The sequence below is a fragment of the Arthrobacter sp. zg-Y40 genome (assembly GCF_020731535.1).
In the GTDB taxonomy this organism is placed as follows: Bacteria; Actinomycetota; Actinomycetes; order Actinomycetales; family Micrococcaceae; genus Arthrobacter_B.
This window is the reverse complement of the sequence record NZ_JAJFZS010000001.1, coordinates 539134-555105: the sequence shown is the minus strand read 5'-3', so window position 1 is coordinate 555105 and position 15972 is coordinate 539134. Positions and strand designations below refer to the sequence as shown.

Here is a 15972-nt window from a genome sequence, read left to right as displayed (position 1 = left end):
GATACCCATCGATATTTCTCGATGCGTGTCGCCCCAAATCTCTGAGGAGTTCATGAGCACCCCCGCCGCACCACCGCAAACCGGCCCGGTCACCGCCCGGCTGTCGATGCTGGACCGCTTCCTGCCCGTGTGGATCCTCGCCGCGATGGCAGCCGGACTGCTCCTGGGCCGGCTGGTTCCAGGCATCGGCCCGGCACTGGACTCGGTGAAGGTTTCCAACGTGTCCCTGCCGATCGCCGTCGGCCTGCTGGTGATGATGTATCCCGTGCTGGCCAAGGTCCGATACAACGAAACCTCCAAGGTGGTGGCGGACCGGAAGCTGATGGTCACCTCGCTGATCCTGAACTGGGTGGCCGCACCGGCGTTTATGTTTGCGCTGGCCTGGATTTTCCTGCCGGACCTGCCCGAGTACCGGACCGGCCTCATCATTGTGGGTCTGGCGCGCTGCATCGCCATGGTGATGATCTGGAATGACCTGGCCTGCGGGGACCGCGAAGCCGCCGCCGTGCTGGTCGCCATTAATTCCGTGTTCCAGGTCCTCGCGTTCGGCGCCCTGGGCTGGTTCTACCTTCAGGTGCTGCCCGGCTGGCTCGGACTGGAAACCACCAGCGTCGAGTTCTCCTTCTGGGCCATCACACTCAGTGTCCTGATCTTCCTCGGCATCCCGCTGCTGGCCGGTTTCCTCACCCGCACCCTGGGCGAAAGGGCCCGGGGCCGGGACTGGTACGAAGGCACCTTCCTGCCGAAGCTTGGACCGTGGGCCCTGTACGGCCTGTTGTTCACCATCGTGCTGCTGTTCGCCCTGCAGGGCGATGGAATCACCTCCCATCCGCTGGACGTGGCCCGGATTGCCCTGCCGCTGCTGGTCTATTTTGTGGTGGTTTTCAGTGTGGGCATGCTGCTGGGCAAGGTCCTGAAGCTGGGCTACCCGCGCACCACTACGCTGGCGTTCACAGCCGCCGGAAACAATTTCGAACTGGCCATCGCCGTGGCAGTCGGCACCTACGGAGTGACCTCCGGGCAGGCGCTGGCCGGCGTCGTCGGGCCCCTGATCGAAGTTCCCGTCCTGGTTGCCCTGGTCTACGCCGCGCTCCGGGCGCAGAAGAAATACTGGCCTGCCGCTGCCTCTCCAGTCACCGCATCTCAAGAAATGACGAACCGATGAGCACCCCCAAAGCCACCGAAACCAAGCCCTCTGTCCTGTTCGTATGCGTGCACAACGCCGGCCGCTCCCAGATGGCCGCCGCCTACCTCCGCACATTGGGGAAGGGCCGGATCGAGGTCCGCTCTGCCGGGTCAGCACCCGCCGAGTCGGTCAACCCCGCAGCCGTGGAGGCCATGGCCGAAGACGGGATCGACATGTCCGCCGAGCTGCCCAAGGTCCTGACCACCGAGGCGGTGCAGGCCTCCGACGTCGTGATCACCATGGGCTGCGGCGATGCCTGCCCGATCTTCCCGGGCAAACGCTACGAGGACTGGAAACTCGAGGACCCTGCCGGACGGGGCGTTGAGGCGGTCCGGCCCATCCGGGACGAAATCAAGGCCCGGATCTCTGCCCTGATCGAAGACTTGCTCCACGCGAAGTAACCACCCGCACCGAAGAGGAAACACCCGTGCCTGACACCACTGAGAACACTGACAACACTGAGATGTCCGAACTTCCCGTCGCCGTGATCGGTGCAGGCCCCGTGGGCCTTGCAGCTGCCGCGCACCTGATTGAGCGCGGACTGACGCCGGTCATCTTCGAGGCCGGTGCAACGCCTGCGGCTGCGGTTGCGTCCTGGGCGCACATCCGGCTGTTCTCGCCGTGGCGGTACGACGTCGACGCCGCCGCCCGCCGTCTGCTCGCCGGTACCGGGTGGCAGGAGCCGGATGCCGAGGCCTTGCCCACGGGTGCCGAACTGGAGGAGCAGTACCTGCGGCCGCTTGCCGCTGTCCCCGGGATTGCGGCTTCGCTGCACACCTCCACCCGGGTTGTGGCTGTGAGCCGGGAAGGCCTGGACAGGACCCGCAGCAGCGGCCGGGAGGACACCCCGTTCCTTCTCCGGGTCGAAGATGCCGAGGGAACCGTCACCGACTTCCGGGCCCGCGCCGTCATTGACGCCTCCGGCACCTGGCAGACGCCGAACCCGCTGGGTCAGGCCGGACTGCCGGCTGTCGGGGAAGCGGACGCCGTCGCGGCAGGGCTGATCACACGCCCGCTGCCCGACGTCGTTGGCCGCGACCGTTCCCGGTTCGCCGGAAAGCATGTCCTGGTGGTGGGCGCCGGCCACTCGGCTGCGAATACCCTGCTGGCACTGGGGGAACTGGCCGAGCAGGAACCGGGAACCCGGATCAGCTGGGCCATCCGCAGCGCCTCCGCTGCCAATGTCTACGGCGGCGGCGACCTGGATGGCCTGCCCGCCCGCGGGGCGCTCGGCAGCCGGCTGCGTACCCTCGTGGCGGACGGACGAATCGAGCTGCACACGGCCTTCACCATCACCGGCTTCAAAACCTCAGACACCTTGTCGGTAGTTGGCACTACGCCGTACGGCGGGAAGCAGCTTGACGTGGACCTGCTGGTTCCGGCCACCGGTTTCCGCCCGGATCTGGAGATGCTGCGCGAAATCCGGCTGGACCTGGACCCGTCGGTTGAGGCCCCGCGGGGGCTCGGGCCGCTGATCGATCCCGAGTTCCACAGCTGCGGCACCGTGGCACCGCACGGCGCCCAGCTGCTGTCCCACCCGGAGAAGGATTTCTACGTTGCGGGCATGAAGTCCTACGGCCGGGCACCCACGTTCCTGATGGCCACCGGTTACGAGCAGGTCCGCTCCATTGCGGCGGCGTTGGCAGGAGACCAGCAGGCTGCCGACGACGTGCAGCTGGTCCTGCCCGAAACCGGAGTCTGCTCCACCGATCTCGGCGGCAGCTGCGACACAGCGTCAAGCTGTGATGCACCGGCCGTTGCGGGTTCAGTCGTGTCCGTTTCCTGCTGCGGAGCCGCGCCGGAGCCTGTGCCGGCCACGGAAGCGGCGTCGTCCTGCTGCGGGGCACCGGAACCGGCCCCCGCGGCCCCCGCGGCGTCTTCCTCGGCGTCGTGCTGCGGGACGGATGCCGGCATTGCGGCAGCAGAGGAAACCGCACCGGCGGCATCCTCCTCCTGCTGCACGCCCGAACCGGCGTTCCTGGGTATTCCCACCGGACTGGAGCACGGCCGCTCCGCGGAACAGGGGGACTGAATGCCGGGTACACCGAGCGTCTTGTTCATCTGCGTGAAAAACGCAGGCAAGTCGCAGATGGCGGCAGGGCTGATGAAGGACCTTGCCGGTGAAACCGTGGACGTGCGCTCGGCCGGGACCAAACCCGGTACGGCGCTGAACGCCCGGTCAGCGGAATCGCTGGCCGAACTCGGTATCGACATCAGCGCCGAGACTCCGAAAGCCGTGACGGACGAGGCGATGCGGGCGGCCGACATCGTCGTGACCCTTGGCCGCGAAGCAGCCGTGACCGTGCCGGCCGGCACCCGATACGAGAACTGGGACACCGACGAACCCTCCGAACGCGGCATCGAAGGAATGGACAGGATGCGCCTGGTCCGCGACGACATCCAGCGCAGGGTCCGTGAGCTGCACCGCGACCTCACCGGTGCCGAGGGCGCCTGAGCCCCTATGACTGAAAACCAGTCCCGGGATGTCGATGTCCTGGTGATCGGGGGAGGCCAGGCCGGTCTCGCTGCAGGCTACTACCTGAACCGCCTGCGGCGGGACGAGGCCACCGGCCGGTCCGGGCCAGCGCCCACCTTCGCCATCCTCGACGCCAACCGACAGCCCGGCGGTGCCTGGCAGCACTACTGGAAGAGCCTGGAACTGTTCTCCCCGGCTGCCTACAGCTCCCTGCCCGGCTACCAGATGCCCGCCTGGACGGGTGAAGGCAACCCCTCGGCGGAGCATGTTGCGCAGTATCTGCGCACTTACGAGGCCCGCTATGACCTGCCGGTGTACCGGCCCGTCCGGGTCGACGCTGTGCGGAGGATCGACGGCGGCGGCTACCTCACTGACGGCGGCTACCTCACTGACGGCGGCTACCTCACTGACACCGACCACGGGCAGTGGGCCAGCCGGGCGATCATCAACGCCACCGGCAGCTGGGCTACCCCGTACATCCCTGCGGTGCCCGGCAGCGAGCAGTTCACCGGCCGGCAGCTGCACACCGCCGGCTACCGGGGACCGGAGCCTTTCGCCGAACAAAACGTAGTGGTGGTGGGCGGCGGCAACTCGGGGGCGCAGATCGCCGCGGATCTCGCCCCAACGTCGTCGGTGACTTGGGTGACGCGGCATCCGCCGCGCTACCTGCCCGACGACGTCGACGGCCGGGCATTGTTCTCCATCGCCACACGCCGCAGCAAAGCCCTCGCGGCGGGAGAGCCTGCACCAGCCGGTATCGCCGACATAGGTGACATTGTTGCCGTTCCCGCGGTGCGGAAAGCCCGCGACGCCGGCCTGCTGAAGGCCCGGCCGATGTTCTTCCGCTTTGTCCCGGAGGGGGTGCAATGGGAGGACGGGGAGAAGCTCCGCGCTGATGCGGTTATTTGGTGCACCGGCTTCCGGCCGGACCTGCAGCACCTGAGGCCCCTCGGCCTGGCTATCCGCAACGGTGTTCCGGCTACGGATGCCCAGCTGCGCACCCGCTCAGTTGACGGCCCCGATCTGTTCTTCCTGGGATACGGGGATTGGACCGGACCTGCCTCAGCCACGCTCATCGGCGTCGGCGCGACGGCACGGGACACTGTGGCGAAGATTTCGGGCAGGTAGGACGGCCCCAAAAGCCGGCGCCCCTACTAGGACAGCCTTCCCTACAGGACGGCGCGCAGCTCCGCGGCTTTCCGGGCACGGACGGCCGGCGGCACGATGGGCCGCTTGGGGGTGAAATACAGCCCGTCATTGGTCCAACGCGGCAGCACATGCTGGTGGTAGTGCCACACGTGCTGGCTGCCGGCGGGCTCGTTGTGCTGCCGGGTGGTGACGCCGTCCGGGTGCCAGGCCTTCTTGATGGCGACCGCCATGTCGCGGGTCACCAACATGATCCGGGCCGCAACGTCGTCGGGCAGTTCATACAGCAGCTCGTAATGGGCGCGGGGAGTGACCAGGACATGGCCAGGCTCCGGGTCGAAACCGTGGGAGGCGATGAAGGCCAGCACCAGATCATCCGAGTAGACGAGGTCCCCGGGCTCGCAGAGGTTGCCGGGAAACCGGAACTCCCCGGAGGCCATGTCGCAGAAGGGGCATTCATAGCCCTCCGGTGCGTGGCTGGTCCAGGCGGTTTCGCTCGACAGTTCCTTCATTAAAGCCTCAGTCCTCGTCTTCGTCCTCTTCGAAAATCCACTCGAACATGTCCAGGACATATTCGCTCAGGGTGCCTTCTTCGCTCTGCCAGTCCCCGCGGGCGTTGTTGCGGCGCCACACAATGGGATCGGGAACGTCCAGCTGGTCCTCGCGGATGCCCCAGACGAACTTCTCATCCTCGTCTTCGAGGAACAGCAGGTACCCGTCTTCGATTTCCAGCTCATCCGGATCCCAGAAGAAGTGGAACGCCTCCATGAGGTCCTCGCACCCGCCCACGGCGAGGTAGAACTCGCGCAGCACCAGCGGGATGTTGAAATCATGGGCGGCGAGCATGGCATCGAGTTCGTGCTCGGGGATGCCGTCCTCTTCACGCCAGTTGTCCTCCAGGTACTTGGGGACCAGGGCGCGGAATCGATCAAGGAAAATTTCACTCATGTGGTCTCCAAGCGTGCGGTGAGTGGATGTATTCCAATCCTAGCGGGGACGCGGCGGCGGCCGTGCACCACCGCGCTAGGACAGGCGGGCCGCCAGGCCCGGGTAGTCGAGCACTGCGCCGTCCGCGTCCACCTCGAGTTCAGCGGTGAACCCGCCGGTATCGGAACTGTAGAGCACGACGGCGCGCCCGGACTCCGGTGAATAGGGCCTCACCTGCGAATAGACCTGCCGGCTGGGCAGCACCCGCAGACTGGGGATCTCCACCCACGCCATGGTCAGCTGCGTTTCATCCGGGGGAGCGGACCCGTTCAGCAGGTCCAGGCGGAGGATGGGCATGGTGTTGGTCAGCGGGCACAGTCCCAGATCGGCGTCCTGGGCCTCGTCCAAGCTGCGCGGATCGTCCAGCCCCGGAGCGGGCAGGCCGGTGTTGCCGGAGGCCGTGGTTTCCGCTGTCCACCGGCCCTCGGTGCTGCGTTCGAGCAGCAGCGTCCGGGCCCAGCCGTTGCCCTTCACACGGACGGACAGATGCCGGGTCACCCAACCCGGGATGGTGGAGAGCGTCCAGGTAACCGTGTACCCGGGGGTCACCGAGGTCCCGGCGGCAGCAAGTTCCCGCTCCCGGAAGGACACCACAGCTGTGTCCGTGCGCTCCGGATCATCCAGTCCCTGCCAGCGGATAGTCCTGGCCTGCGCGGTTAAGGTCATCCCTCCAGGTTAACCGTGCGGGCCTACCTGCCCGGATTCAGGCTGCCGACCCGGTTGCCAGGGCTCAGCGGGCCAGCTTCAGCCGCCCAGCCGCCGGACGCTCAGGGCCAGGAAGAGATGCACGCGGTCGGCAGTGACGGCCGGGTCGTAGCCGGTGAGTTCCGCGATCTGTGCCAGCCGGTAGCGAACAGTGTTGCGGTGCAGGTTCAGATCCGCGGCTACAGCGGCCACGGATCCGTTGAGGGCCAGATAGGTGTCCAGGGTAGGGAGCAGCTGGGCTCCGTGCCGGTTGTCGAAGGCTTCCAGCGGGCCCAGTGCTTCCGCGGCCAGATCGGCCAGCGGAACATCCCGGCCTGCCATCAGCAGGGACGTGAGGCTGAGGCGCTCCGGTTCGTTGACGGCCGCGCCGCGCTGCAGCGCCTCGCGGGCCTCGTAGTAGCTCCAGCGCAGTCCTGCCGGTTCCGTGTACGCGCCTCCCACTCCCACCTTGGCCGTGAGTCCGGCGCCAAAAAGGAAGGAGCTGAGCGCCTCGGCCAGCCGGGGCCCGTCAGAAGCCGGAACCACCACTGCCAGGCGCTTGCCGTACACGCCGGTGGGGGCGCCGTCGAACATTGCCGGAAGCGGCAGGGCCGGCAGGCCGCGGACCTGTCCCGAGGCGGCCTCCACCAGCAGGATCAACAGCCTCTGCGACGTGTCGATGCCGGCGGACCGGAGCCGGACGGCGGCGTCCGCCCCGGCCAGTCTCCCCTCCACTACGTCGCCCAGGAGCTGCCCGGTGACCTTTCGGCTGCTGGCCCGGCGTGCTGCTTGGTTGCTAAGTTCCACGCCAATCAGGCTGGAGGCGTAGGCCACGACGTCGGGCTGCACAAAGGGTTCCGCGATGGCCAGGGTGCAGCGGTCGCGCATCCCGGTGGAAACGGGTATCCGGCGCCAGGACGAGTCCGGCTGCGCGGTGGCAAAGACCGGTGCTCCGTATTGGAACAGGGCCACCTCGGCCCCCACCAGGCGGGACAGCTCGGTGAGCAGCCGGGGAAGCCCTTTGCCGCTGAGCAGCGCTTCGGCCAGCACCTGGTGTGCGGAAAGCAGTTGGTGCAGGTGGGTCACATGCTCGGCCGAAAGCGAATCGGCCACCAGCTTCCCCAACGCCATAAAGGGGGTGTCGTAAGGCACTTCGAAAACGGGCAGGTCTCTGCGGTCCGCTTCCGCCAGCAACGGACCGGGCACCGTGCCGTGGCTCAGCCCCGTACCGAAGCCGATGCCCAGGGCGCCGGCCTTATCCACGCTCTGCACAAAACGCCGCTGGGCAGCCGCGCTGCTGTGCCGCAGTCCGGTGGTTAGCACTACTTCGCCTCCGCCAAGGAACGGGGAGGGGTCCTCGAGTTCGGTCACCGCCACCCATTGGATGGGCCGGTCCGACAACGGTGCGGAACCGTGGCGGGTGAGGTTCAGTCCGCCTGCGGCCAGCAGATCCGGAAGAGTGATCGACATGGCTCCACTATAGGAGCGAAGCCGTTGGGCAACTGCACCGTGATGCTGCAGTCTGTCTGTGCGGATGCCTCTGGATGTGATCTGGGGCGCACAGTACGTTTGGGGTATCCCGGGTGCACGCCCGGCACGTTTCCGAAAGGACCCCCGGCATGGCGCAGACACTGCAGAACTTCATCAACGGCGAATTCGTCGCCTCCCGCGGAACGGAGGTGCTGGACATCGTGAACCCCGCCAACGGCGAGGTGGTGGCTGTGTCGCCGGTGTCGGTGGAGGCCGACGTCGATGCCGCCATGAATGCCGCCGCAACTGCGTTCCGGACCTGGAAGCGCACCACGCCCAGCGAGCGCCAGCTACTGTTGCTGCGCCTGGCCGACGCCCTGGAAGCCAATTCCGAGGAGCTGGTGGAAGCCCAGCACCGCAACACCGGGCAGGTCCGCTCGCTGATTGCCGCGGAGGAAGTGGCCGTGGGGGCGGACCAGCTCCGGTTCTTCGCCGGTGCCGCCCGGCTGCTGGAGGGCAAGTCCGCCGGGGAATACCTCGAGGGGCACACTTCCTTTGTCCGGCGTGAACCCATCGGCGTCGTCGCGCAGGTGGCCCCGTGGAACTATCCGCTGCTGATGGCCGTCTGGAAGATCGGCCCCGCTCTGGCCGCCGGAAACACCGTGGTGCTCAAGCCCTCCGACACCACGCCGGAATCCACGCTGGTCCTCGCCCGGCTGGCCCAGGACATCTTCCCTGCCGGTGTGCTGAATGTGGTCCTGGGCACCGGGGAGACGGGCGCCCTGATGGTCGAGCACCCCGTACCCGGACTGGTTTCCATCACCGGCTCGGTGCGGGCCGGCATTGCCGTGGCCTCCGGTGCGGCCAAGGGCCTGAAACGCGCGCATCTTGAACTGGGTGGCAAGGCACCGGCCGTGGTCTTCGCCGACGCCGACCTGGACCGCACCGCGCAGGCAGTGGCCGAGTTCGCCTTCTTCAACGCCGGGCAGGACTGCACAGCCATCACTCGCGTGCTCGTGGAAGATTCCGCCCATGACGCCCTGGTGGAGAAGCTGGTGGCAGCGGCCCGCGGGTTGAAAACCGGCAGCGACAACGACGAAGACAACTACTTCGGGCCGCTGAACAACATCAACCATTTCAACGCCGTGAACGCGGTCATTGATGCGCTTCCGGCGCACTGCAAGGTGGAAACCGGAGGACGCCGGGCCGGGGCGAAGGGGTTCTTCTTCGAGCCCACTGTCATCAGCGGTGCCCGCCAGGACGATGACATTGTGCAGAAGGAAACCTTCGGCCCGGTCATCACCGTGCAGCGGTTCGGCAGCGAAGACGAGGCCGTGGAAATGGCCAACGGTGTCGAATATGCGCTCGCCTCCAGCGTCTGGACCACCAACCACGGCCGGGCCATGCGCCTGTCCCGGGACCTTGACTTCGGTGCGGTCTGGATCAACACCCACATCCTACTCACCGCCGAAATGCCGCACGGCGGCTTCAAGAGCTCCGGCTACGGCAAGGACCTGTCCATGTACGGGGTGGAGGATTACACCCGGATCAAGCACGTGATGACCGCCTTGGACGCCTGAGTCCCGCGCCTCCAACCCCTACGGCACATTTTTGAAAGGCAGCATCATGAGCACTTCCGTCACCGCCCCCAGCTACCGACTGGAACAGAAACGCCGGATCAGCGGTTCCTTCCCGGGCCCGAAGTCCGCTGCCCTGGAGGCACGCCGTGCCGCAGTGGTGGCCAAGGGGGTTGCCTCCAGCGTCCCCGTGTACGCAGCCGACGCCGACGGCGGGATCATCGTGGACGTGGACGGCAACGCCTTCACCGACCTCGGTTCCGGCATTGCCGTGACCAGCGTCGGTGCGTCCGATCCCGCCGTCGTCGCTGCCGTGCAAGAGCAGGCCGCGCACTTCACGCACACCTGCTTTATGGTCACCCCGTACGAGGGCTACGTAGCCGTAGCCGAACGGCTGGCCGAAGTGACGCCTGGGGACTTCGAAAAGCGCACCGTGCTGTTCAACTCGGGTGCCGAAGCGGTGGAGAACGCGGTGAAGATTGCCCGGTCCGCCACCGGACGCAACGCCGTAGTGGCCTTCGACCATGCCTACCACGGGCGCACCAACCTCACCATGGGGCTGACCGCGAAGGCCATGCCGTACAAAACCGGTTTCGGTCCGTTCGCCCCGGAAATTTACCGGATGCCGATGAGCTACCCGTACCGGGAGGAAAACCCTGCCATCACCGGCGTCGAAGCCGCGGACCGGGCGATCCTCGCCATCGAGAAGCAAATCGGCGCCGACCAGCTCGCCGCCCTGCTGATTGAACCGATCCAGGGCGAGGGCGGGTTCATCGTCCCGGCGGAAGGCTTCCTGCCCCGGCTGGCAGAGTGGGCGCGTGCCAACGGCGTGGTCTTTATTGCCGACGAGGTGCAGTCCGGTTTCTGCCGGACGGGTGAGTGGTTCGCCGTCCAGCACGAGGGCGTGGTTCCGGATCTGATCACCATGGCCAAGGGCATTGCCGGCGGCATGCCGCTATCCGCCGTGACCGGCCGCGCGGAGCTGCTCGACGCCGTGCATCCCGGCGGCCTCGGCGGGACGTACGGCGGCAATCCGGTGGCCTGCGCCGCCGCGCTGGCCGCCATGGACACCATGGTGGCCCAGGACCTTGCCGGCCGGGCGAAGCACATCGGGGAGCTGGTGCTGCCCCGGCTGCGGGCGCTGGCCGCGGAGTCCGGCGCGGTCGGAGACGTGCGCGGCCGCGGGGCCATGCTTGCCGTGGAGCTCGTCATCCCGGGGACCATGGAGCCCGACGCCGCTGCCGCCAAAGCGGTGGCTGCGGCCTGCCTGCGCGAGGGCGTCATTGTGCTGACCTGCGGTACCTACGGCAACGTCATCCGGTTGCTGCCGCCGCTGACCATCGGCGACGAACTGCTGCTTGACGGCCTCGACGTACTGGAGGCAGCGGTCCGCGCGCAAGGTTGACCCTTTAGCGGTCTTGCCGGCAGGCCACACCGGCCTGCCGGCTGAGCCCTGTCACCAGGGCATCCAGCCCGGCGTCGAACGCCGTATCGGCGGCACGGCCTTCTTCCCGGCCCAACTGCTCCTGCACCGCGGACGTGAACAGCGGACTGTCCGGAGCGAGGGCACCGGTGTCGAAGATGTCCTGCGGCGCCACGGCGTCGTACGCCGAGCCGTAGATAAAGGACTCAAGTGCCACAATGGCGGGCACGATGTGTTCCTGCGGCCAGCCCGCACGGAGGAAACCCTCGGTGACGACTTCGTACATTGCCAGGGTCCGGGGCGCGCCGCGGACCTGCAGGACGGCGATCACCGGAATCAGCGGTGTGTGCCGGGCGAACACATCGCGGTAGGAACGTGCCCAGGTCCGGACCGCCTCCTCCCAGGGAAGCTCGCTGAAGCAGGATGTGTCCACCCCCGACATCACGTAGTCCTGGATCCACTGCAGGACTTCAGCCTTGGATTCCACATGGTTGTACAGGGCCGAGGGAGCCACACTCAGGCGCCGGGCCAGGGCAGACATTGTCAGCCCGTCATAGCCCTTGGCGCGGATGACGGCCAAGGCCGCGGCTGTAATTTTCCCGGGAGTCAGCACGCGGTTAGCGGGACGTCCCGCTCCGCGCCGTGCGGGTACCTGCCCTGTCATCCGCTCCCGTTCCGTCCTTCCCCAAGAAATGCCGTGCCGTGCAATGTTCTTGCCGTGCACTGCCATGCCGCATGCAACTGTGCCTGCCTGCCTGCCTGCCGGACTAGCTGCGCTGCCTGCCTGCCGGACTAGCTGCGCTGTCTGCCTGCTTGCCAGACTGGCTGCGCTGCCTGCGCTGCCGGACTGGCTGCGCGGCCTGCCGGACGACCGGCTGCGCCGCAAACTCCGACCCTTAATATTCACACAACCTCTTCCCCTTCCGTGTGACGGACGCTACAGTTCCATTCAATAAATGAACACCATTCATTTACCGTACCCGTGCAGCTCCGCATCCGTTGCTGCACGCGGCGGTACGCGGCCGCTCCCGGCCGCAGGGAAAGGAATCTGTGCAAACGCTGGAACGCGACGTTGTGATCATTGGGGCCGGACCGTCCGGACTGTCCGCTGCCCGGGCCCTGAAGGCAGGCGGGCTCAGTGTGGCAGTCCTTGAGGCGCGTGACCGTGTGGGCGGCCGGACTTGGACGGACACCATCGACGGGGCGATGCTCGAAATCGGCGGCCAGTGGATTTCCCCGGACCAAACCGCCCTGTCCGCGCTGGTGGAAGAGCTGGGCCTGGAAACCTTTGAACGCTACCGCGAGGGCGAATCGGTCTACATTTCGGCGGACGGAACCCGGCGCACCTACACCGGGGATATGTTTCCGGTGGGAGAGCAGACCGAAAAGGAAATGCTCCGCCTGATCGAGATCCTGGATGCGCTGGCCGCGGAAACCGACCCCGCCGCACCGTGGAATCATCCCAGAGCACGGGAACTCGACACCGTTTCCTTCCACCACTGGCTGCGGGCGCAGTCCGCGGATGAAGAGGCCTGCAACAACATCGGGTTGTTCGTAGCGGGGGGAATGCTGACGAAACCGGCCCACGCTTTCTCCGCTCTGCAGGCAGTACTCATGGCAGCGTCCGCCGGTTCCTTCTCGAACCTGGTGGATGAGGACTTCATCCTGGACCGCCGCGTCGCCGGAGGCATGCAGCAGGTATCCGAACGGATGGCAGAGGACCTGGCCGGGGACGTGTTCCTGTCCAACCCGGTGCGTTTCCTGCGCTGGCCCGGTGAAAGCAGCGGCACGGCCGGGGGTGCGCACGAGGGCGGAACTGGCACAATGCAGGATGGCGAAACGGGCACGACGGCGATTACGGACCCGATTCGCACGACGGCTGTGACAGCAGTTGCCGAATCTGTCACCGTCCACGCCCGGTATGCCGTGATGGCCGTGCCTCCGAACCTCTATTCCCGGGTCTCCTTTGAACCGCCGTTGCCGCGCCGGCAGCACCAGATGCACCAGCACCAGTCCCTGGGCCTGGTCATCAAGGTCCACGCCGTATACCGCACTCCGTTCTGGCGGGACAAAGGGCTGTCCGGCACCTGCTTCGGAGCGGGCGAACTGGTGCAGGAGATCTACGACAACACGAACCACCAGGACCCGCGCGGCACCCTCGTCGGTTTTGTTTCCGATGAAAAGGCGGACCGAATGTTTGAACTGTCCGCCCAGGACCGCCGCCGGGCGATACTTTCCTCCATCGCCGCGTTCCTGGGCGAGGAGGCACTGGAGCCGGAGGTCTACTACGAGTCCGACTGGGGCTCGGAGGAATGGACACGGGGCGCCTACGCGGCCAGCTACGACTTGGGCGGCCTTCACCGCTACGGGAAAGACCAGCTCACCCCGGTGGGCCCTATCTACTGGTCCTGCTCCGACCTCGCAGCCGAGGGCTACCAGCACGTAGACGGCGCGGTGCGAATGGGCCAGGGAACGGCACACAAAATCCTGGCCGTAGACGGTCAAGGCTGAAAGGGGTACCACCGTGCGCTACGTCGTCGGATACACGGCCAATGAACAGGGCCGGGATGCGCTGAACCTCGCGGGTGTGCTGGCCCGAACCCAGCACGCCGGACTGGACCTGGTTCTGGTTGCGCCTGAACCCTCGCCCTATACCGCCGTCTATCCCCCGGAACGCGGCTACACCGACCTGCTCGACGAGCAGCTGGAGGCCTGGCGCACCGAGGCCCTGGGTTTGGTGCCTGCGGATGTCCACGCTGATGCAGAGATCCGGCGGGCTGACTCTGACGCTCAGGGCCTCATGGACGCTGCGGAGGATCTCGATGCCGGACTCATAGTGGTGGGTGCCGCCGGCAACAGCATCTTCCAGCGCTTCACTGTCGGCAGCGTCGCGAATGCCCTCCTCCATGCTTCCTCCGTACCGGTCGCGTTGGCCCCGAAGGGGTACAGCCGCACTGCGCCGCTGACCCGGATCACCTGCGGCATCGGCAGCCGTCCCGGAGCGCAGGACGTGCTCGACGCCGCGGTGGAGGCAGCCGCACGCAGTTCGCTGCCGCTGCGGCTGGTGTCACTGGTGGCGCTGGACGCGCCGGCCGGGAAAGACGAAGCCATGGCGGAAGCGTCGCGCCATGCCAAGGCCGCCCAGGCCAAAGCGGAAGCGCTCGCGGGCGGCCGCTGTCCCGTCAGCGCAGTGGTAGCCCACGGGAGGACCATCGAAAACGCTATTGACGAACTGGATTTCGACAAGGGCGAAATCATGCTTATCGGCTCCAGCCGGCTGGCCCAGAACCACCGGCTGTTCCTGGGCACTACGGCCAGCAAGGTACTTCGCAGCCTTCCCGTACCCATGGTGGTTATCCCCCGCGGCGACGGGGCCCATCCTGCCGGCGGTCCACAACACACAACAGAGGAGATCCAATGAGCTCCAGCAGTGCAGTAGTGCCCGCCCGCGGAGACGAAGGCGGAAATGGCCTGAGCCGCAAGGGCTTGAAATCCGGCTCCGTGGGCCTGCTGGGCGCCGTCGTCATCGGCATCTCTTGCATAGCCCCCGCCTACACGCTCACCGCCGGCCTGGGCCCCACGGTGTCCGAGGTGGGTGTCCAGCTCCCTGCGATCTTCCTGGTCGGGTTCATCCCCATGATCCTGGTGGCCTTGGGCTACCGCGAACTAAACAACGCGATGCCGGACTCAGGCACGTCCTTCACCTGGGCCACCCGGGCGTTCGGGCCATGGGTGGGCTGGATGGGCGGCTGGGGTCTGATCGCAGCAACGATCATTGTGCTGTCCAACCTGGCGGCCGTGGCGGTGGACTTCTTCTATCTGCTGGTCGCACAGGTCACGGGGAACGACTCCCTGGCGGACCTGACCACCAATCTGCCGCTGAACATCCTCACCACCTGCCTGTTTATTGCCGGTGCCTGCTGGATCTCCTACCGGGGGATCGAAACCACCAAGGCCTTCCAATACGTGCTGGTGGGTTTCCAGTTGCTGGTCCTGGGATGGTTCTCCGTGGCGGCGTTCATCCACGTGGCTAACGGAACGGCCTTTGATGCCACCGCCATTACCGCCGACTGGTTCAACCCCTTCGCCGTGGAGTCCTTTTCCGCATTCGCTGCCGGAGTATCGCTGTCCATCTTTGTGTACTGGGGCTGGGACGTGACGCTGACCATGAACGAGGAGACCCGCAACCCGGACAAAACCCCGGGGCGGGCAGCCACCGTGACTGTGTTCGTGATTGTCCTGATCTACATGATGGTTGCCCTGGCAACCCTTGCCTTCGCCGGGGTGGGGGAGGGGGAACTCGGGGCCGGCAATCCGGACAACCAAGAGAGCATCTTTGCCGTCCTGGCCGGTCCGGTCATGGGGCCGTTTGCCATATTGATGTCCCTGTCCATTCTCAGCAGCTCCGCTGCGTCGCTGCAGTCCACCTTCGTCTCACCGGCCCGGACGCTGCTCGCGATGGGGCACTACCGGGCGCTTCCCGGCAAGTTCGCCAGGATCAGCCCGGCGCACAAGTCTCCGGGGTATGCCACGGTGGTGGCCGCGCTGGCAGCAGCAGGGTTCTATGCCTTCACGCGGGTGGTCTCCGAGAACGCACTATGGGACACCATCACCGCCCTGGGCCTGATGATCTGCTTCTACTACGGCATCACGGCGCTCGCCTGCGTCTGGTTTTTCCGCGCCGAGGCCTTCAGCTCGGTGCGCAGCTTCCTGCTGAAATTCCTGTCCCCGCTGCTGGGAGGAGTGATCCTGTTCGTCATGTTTTTCAAGACCGCGAGTGACTCCATGGACCCCTCCTACGGCTCCGGGTCCTCCGTGGCCGGGGTTGGGCTGGTATTCGTCCTGGGCATGGGCGTAATCCTTCTCGGCGCGGTGCTGATGCTCATCATGTACAAGGCCAATCCGGGGTTCTTCCGCGGTGAAACACTGCGAAAGGGAGTCGCTGAACCGGTTCCGGCGGAACTTGCGTAAAAGTTCCTCTGGAACTCCCACAGTCCGCAGGAACGTCGCAACTCCCCCCGGT

15 protein-coding genes are annotated in these 15972 nt (G+C 66.5%); 10 read left to right on the top strand and 5 right to left on the bottom strand.

The genetic code is table 11. From position 1 onward, the window contains the following. The first annotated feature begins 52 nt into the window (after nt 1-52). From arsB to LJ754_RS02585, 5 genes are all read left to right on the top strand, one after another. Nucleotides 53-1165 (top strand): ACR3 family arsenite efflux transporter, encoded by a 1113-nt coding sequence (arsB, locus tag LJ754_RS02605; protein WP_227925202.1) that lies wholly within the window; start codon nt 53-55, stop codon nt 1163-1165. Next, nucleotides 1162-1587, top strand: a complete 426-nt coding sequence (locus LJ754_RS02600; protein ID WP_227925201.1) for an arsenate reductase ArsC — start codon at nt 1162-1164, stop codon at nt 1585-1587. The genes arsB and LJ754_RS02600 overlap by 4 nt, the downstream gene beginning before the upstream one ends. A 62-nt stretch (nt 1588-1649) precedes the next feature. Then, nucleotides 1650-3218 (top strand): FAD-dependent oxidoreductase, encoded by a 1569-nt coding sequence (locus LJ754_RS02595; protein WP_227925427.1) that lies wholly within the window; start codon nt 1650-1652, stop codon nt 3216-3218. Further along, nucleotides 3219-3641 carry an arsenate-mycothiol transferase ArsC gene (locus LJ754_RS02590; protein ID WP_227925200.1) on the top strand — a complete coding sequence of 141 codons (423 nt, stop codon included), beginning with the start codon at nt 3219-3221 and terminating at the stop codon, nt 3639-3641. Nucleotides 3642-3647: 6 nt separating this feature from the next. Beyond that, nucleotides 3648-4790, top strand: coding sequence for an ArsO family NAD(P)H-dependent flavin-containing monooxygenase (locus tag LJ754_RS02585; protein WP_227925199.1), 1143 nt, complete (start codon nt 3648-3650; stop codon nt 4788-4790). 41 nt (nt 4791-4831) lie between these two features. Here LJ754_RS02585 and LJ754_RS02580 read toward each other — a convergent pair whose 3' ends face one another. From LJ754_RS02580 to LJ754_RS02565, 4 genes are all read right to left on the bottom strand, one after another. Further along, complete coding sequence (locus LJ754_RS02580) at nt 4832-5320, bottom strand: HIT family protein (protein WP_227912705.1); 489 nt, start codon at nt 5318-5320, stop codon at nt 4832-4834. 7 nt (nt 5321-5327) lie between these two features. Then, entirely contained in the window at nt 5328-5756 is a 429-nt protein-coding gene (locus tag LJ754_RS02575; RefSeq protein ID WP_227912706.1) for a hypothetical protein, read from the bottom strand. A 75-nt stretch (nt 5757-5831) separates the two neighbouring features. After that, a complete protein-coding gene (locus LJ754_RS02570) occupies nt 5832-6461 on the bottom strand; it encodes a putative glycolipid-binding domain-containing protein (RefSeq protein ID WP_227925197.1) in 630 nt (209 codons plus the stop codon). Between the two features lie 78 nt (nt 6462-6539). Then, nucleotides 6540-7949, bottom strand: coding sequence for a PucR family transcriptional regulator (locus LJ754_RS02565; RefSeq protein WP_227925195.1), 1410 nt, complete (start codon nt 7947-7949; stop codon nt 6540-6542). Nucleotides 7950-8098: 149 nt separating this feature from the next. On the opposite strand from LJ754_RS02565, the gene LJ754_RS02560 reads away from it, so the two are divergent. After that, a complete protein-coding gene (locus LJ754_RS02560) occupies nt 8099-9529 on the top strand; it encodes a gamma-aminobutyraldehyde dehydrogenase (RefSeq protein ID WP_227925193.1) in 1431 nt (476 codons plus the stop codon). Between the two features lie 46 nt (nt 9530-9575). After that, the gene (gabT, locus tag LJ754_RS02555) at nt 9576-10931 is read left to right on the top strand and encodes a 4-aminobutyrate--2-oxoglutarate transaminase (RefSeq protein WP_227925192.1); all 1356 of its coding nucleotides are present in this window, start codon (nt 9576-9578) and stop codon (nt 10929-10931) included. Between the two features lie 4 nt (nt 10932-10935). Here the strand turns inward: gabT and LJ754_RS02550 are convergent, their stop codons facing one another. Next, on the bottom strand, nt 10936-11613 hold the full coding sequence (locus LJ754_RS02550; protein ID WP_227925191.1) for a TetR/AcrR family transcriptional regulator: 678 nt from the start codon (nt 11611-11613) through the stop codon (nt 10936-10938). Nucleotides 11614-11999: 386 nt separating this feature from the next. On the opposite strand from LJ754_RS02550, the gene LJ754_RS02545 reads away from it, so the two are divergent. From LJ754_RS02545 to LJ754_RS02535, 3 genes are read left to right on the top strand one after another with little or no spacing between them, the layout of a single operon-like run. Further along, on the top strand, nt 12000-13460 hold the full coding sequence (locus LJ754_RS02545; protein ID WP_227925190.1) for a flavin monoamine oxidase family protein: 1461 nt from the start codon (nt 12000-12002) through the stop codon (nt 13458-13460). A 13-nt stretch (nt 13461-13473) separates the two neighbouring features. Further along, nucleotides 13474-14370 (top strand): universal stress protein, encoded by an 897-nt coding sequence (locus tag LJ754_RS02540; protein ID WP_227925185.1) that lies wholly within the window; start codon nt 13474-13476, stop codon nt 14368-14370. Next, the gene (locus tag LJ754_RS02535) at nt 14367-15920 is read left to right on the top strand and encodes an APC family permease (RefSeq protein WP_227925183.1); all 1554 of its coding nucleotides are present in this window, start codon (nt 14367-14369) and stop codon (nt 15918-15920) included. Before LJ754_RS02540 ends, LJ754_RS02535 begins: the two co-directional genes overlap by 4 nt. The last annotated feature ends 52 nt before the right edge of the window (nt 15921-15972 follow it).